Here is a 3,503-nt window from a genome sequence, read left to right on the forward strand (position 1 = left end):
CCAGTAGCAACTCTTCTCCCAGATATACGGCAAACCAGTTATCAGCCCAGCCTTCCAGCAAAAACGAATCTGTATCGCTGGGCTCCACTTCACTCATGGTTGCGCCACATCCAATGCTGGCCAGGCAGAGGGTCAGAAAAAAAGTCACGCAGTCTATTACGGCTACAGGTCTCATTTGAAATTCCATAGGTTTGGGGTGAACAACTTTTCACTCCCCAACCTTACGGCAGACATGTTCAGGACTTGTTCAGATCAGATGTGCAATCCGTTTAAATATAGCTCGTGGGTACATTAGCGTATTACCGTCCGCGTGCATGCGAAACACCCTTCCCGATAAATGTTAGCACGGTAATTTGGAAGCGCTGCAGTGCCGTGAGGGTTATCGGGCGTGTCCACAGATCGTACTGCCGGCGCTCAATCTCACCAACCAGTTCGAGTCCAGTCAACCAGTTTTTCTTGAATGGACGGCGGAATTTACGCGGCACCTCCTTCACAAGCGGCTGCCCCTGCGCAAAAGCATCCCGAATCCTGATTACCTGCTTCCACAATAGCTTTTGCGTGCGCGCGTCGTTCACACCTTGCGCCAACGCTTCAATCGACACACCGGCTTGCGCAAGGTCTGCAAGTGGAATAAACAACCTGCCTTTTTTGAGATCGTCTTTCAAAGCCAGCAGCTTCCCGACCAGGCTAAATGCAGTTGCCAGATTAGCAACCTGGGGCACCTGCCACGTATGCGCCATATCTGCGAGGCCGGCAACCAGCGTCCCCCGGGGAATCACAACAGCCTGCATGTATTGCTTCAGGGCGGCATTATCCTCAAACTCCAGCGCACCATAGTGATAATATGCATGCTCGAATTGCTGAATAAAGAGCTCAGGCTTCAAGTTCAGCGTTGCCGCGTGTGCAAAGATGGGTTTGCAAAACGACTCAGGCACAAGCGCACAGGCCCCATGCTCTCGCAAGATCGCAGCCTCCTTCATCAGCTTTTCCTTTAGCTGATCTCTGGGTAGATCATCCACTGCAAGGGTTTTGAGCTTTTTGTCCCAGGCCAAAATATCTTCAAATCCTTTACGCTGCGCCGCATTCCATGGTGCAGTTGCAAAAGGTATCCACTGTGCTTCATCCATAAAAAAAGGAGCGCTTCAAAGGTTATTGAGCGCTCCCAAACTAGTGCTTCTTTAGTAAAGCTGCCAGTTGATTTTGTATACAGATTTATTGTCCCAGCACGTGGCGATACCCGATGGCCAACACAAGCTGATCAAATTCGCTGAGGATGTATTTCAACTCAAGGAATAAAAAGCCGGTTGCAAGTGCATATTCAATGCCGCCTCCAATATTGAGTCCAAGTTCAGAAGACGTATCGGAGCCATCAAATCCGGTACCTTCGCTTTTAAAACGGAAAAGCGCGTAGTTCAAGCCAGCGAGTCCGTAGGCACGCATTATAACCGAGGTATAGAATACGTAGTGGGCAACCACGTTGAGCGTGATCAATGTTTGTGTAAAGCTTGAACCTATAAATTCCGTTTTTTCAGGGAAGAAAAAGGAGACATCTCCACCAAGGGCAATGCTTGTTGTCATGAAGTAGTAATACATAAGCTGGAGCCCCAATTTTTCGATCTCCGAGCCATAAACAAGGCCGCCACCAATGGACGATTCTCCTTCCAGTGGCATCGCATCCACAGCGCCATTGATCGGCATCATGGTCGCAGATTCCACCATAAGCTTGACTGGCGCAAGATAGGCTGATGAAAGGGTTTCGAGTTGCGACATCCGCACACCATCTGCTCGCAGGCCAATCCGCGAATCATCATTTGCTAATGCAGTAGTACTTAAAGAAAGGCATAGTACGGCACTCAATAGGCCGGCATAGTAGATATTTTTCATTCAACCAGACGTTTAATTAATAGATAAGCATATGAGGGCATTGCGGGGCGCTTTCCCTTCAATACTCGTTACACACACATTAGAAGCGCAAAATGCCCCTTTTCTGCGACACGGCAAGAAAGGCTGCCGTTACCGGGCACCGGTCCCTGCAAGATAGGTCCTGAATTTCTCATAAGAGGCCGGCATCGGTGTTACGCATTTGTGGCGCAATGCAAGCTCAGCCAGGGTGCGTGGCGTTTCTGGTTCGGTACCAATTGCTTGCTTCACAATCTCCGGGAATTTGGCCGGATGCGCCGTAGCCAGTACAACACACGGGCGATCTGCACCATGCACTTGCTGGTAGCGCCGCACACATTCCAATCCGACAGCCGTATGCGGGTCAGCCAGATAGCCCGTTTCGCGGTATACATCGCGCATGCGCTGGAGTGTTTCTTCGTCACTAACGCTGCTTCCCCATATTTTTCGCGTCGCCTCTCCGTTCGGAAGCAATTGTTGCAAGCGCTCGAAGTTGCTCGGACTCCCTACATCCATCGCGCTTGATGGTGTTTGCACCGAGTCTTTGAAGGATACATCTTCCTGCAGAAGGTAGCGCGGAAAGAAGTCGTTTCTGTTGTGCGCCGCAATAAATTGATGCACAGGCAAGCCGCTCATATGCGCCAGCATACCTGCCGTCAGATTGCCCAGGTTGCCGCTTGGCACGCAGAACACGGGTTCGCTGAATCCGCCATGGGCAACCGCCCAGAAATAGTAGAGCATCTGCGGAAGCAGCCGGCCAATGTTGATTGAGTTGGCTGATGACAGCCGGCAATGCGCGAGGTGCTGGTCTTGAAACGCCTGTTTCACAAACCGCTGACAATCGTCAAAGGTACCCTCAACAGCAATCGTTTCAACGCCTTTGCGTTCAACAACCAATTGCAATTCCTGGGTCGGACTAACCTTTCCTTTTGGGTACAGCAACACAACCTGTACCCCGTCCTGGTTGGAAAACCCATCAGCCACCGCACTACCCGTATCACCAGACGTAGCCACGAGAATCGTCAGCTTCTCTTTTGCATCCCGGTTGAAATAAGAAATAAGCCGCGCCATCGTACGCGCGCCAAAATCTTTAAACGACAGTGTTGGTCCGTGAAAAAGCTCTAGCACATATACATTCTCCCAGCCTTTACCTTTCAAAGGCACGAGGCTCAGGGGGAAATTGAGCGCATCATCCAGCAAGGTAACCAGTTCGGATGCGGGAATACTTTCGCCAATCCACTTCGACAAGATGCTGGAGGCAATAGAAGCAAGCCCGCCGTTGTTTTGCCAGTCAGCATCTTGCAAAGAAATCACATGTGACGGAGACAGCAGTCCTCCATCACGGGCAAGGCCGGTGAGCAACGCCTGTTGAAATTGAAGTCCTTCCTGTCCTCCTCTAGTACTGGCATACGTAGGCGCAACCATCACCATCCACCTGCGGCTATATTCTCAACTACAATTATCATGGGGTATTTTAAAGGTCAGTGGTTGCACGTTGGACACCTGCCTCATTGACCCTGGAGAGGTAAGCGGATGAAGCGATGCCCGTGGCAAGACTGGCTTCCTGCATGGCAAGCATTACAGATTGGGCCTCTGCATGCTTA

At 50.8% G+C, this 3,503-nt stretch carries 3 protein-coding genes; all 3 read right to left on the reverse strand.

Annotated features, from left to right (window positions below):
- Nucleotides 1-299 precede the first annotated feature (299 nt).
- Nucleotides 300-1,127, reverse strand: coding sequence for a squalene/phytoene synthase family protein (locus AAF564_26470; protein MEM8489119.1), 828 nt, complete (start codon nucleotides 1,125-1,127; stop codon nucleotides 300-302).
- An 85-nt stretch (nucleotides 1,128-1,212) separates the two neighbouring features.
- Nucleotides 1,213-1,884 carry a hypothetical protein gene (locus tag AAF564_26475; GenBank protein ID MEM8489120.1) on the reverse strand — a complete coding sequence of 224 codons (672 nt, stop codon included), beginning with the start codon at nucleotides 1,882-1,884 and terminating at the stop codon, nucleotides 1,213-1,215.
- A gap of 129 nt (nucleotides 1,885-2,013) precedes the next feature.
- A complete protein-coding gene (thrC, locus tag AAF564_26480; GenBank protein ID MEM8489121.1) occupies nucleotides 2,014-3,324 on the reverse strand; it encodes a threonine synthase in 1,311 nt (436 codons plus the stop codon).
- Nucleotides 3,325-3,503: the final 179 nt, after the last annotated feature.

Source organism: Bacteroidota bacterium (assembly GCA_039111535.1).
Taxonomy (GTDB): domain Bacteria; phylum Bacteroidota; class Rhodothermia; order Rhodothermales; family JAHQVL01; genus JBCCIM01.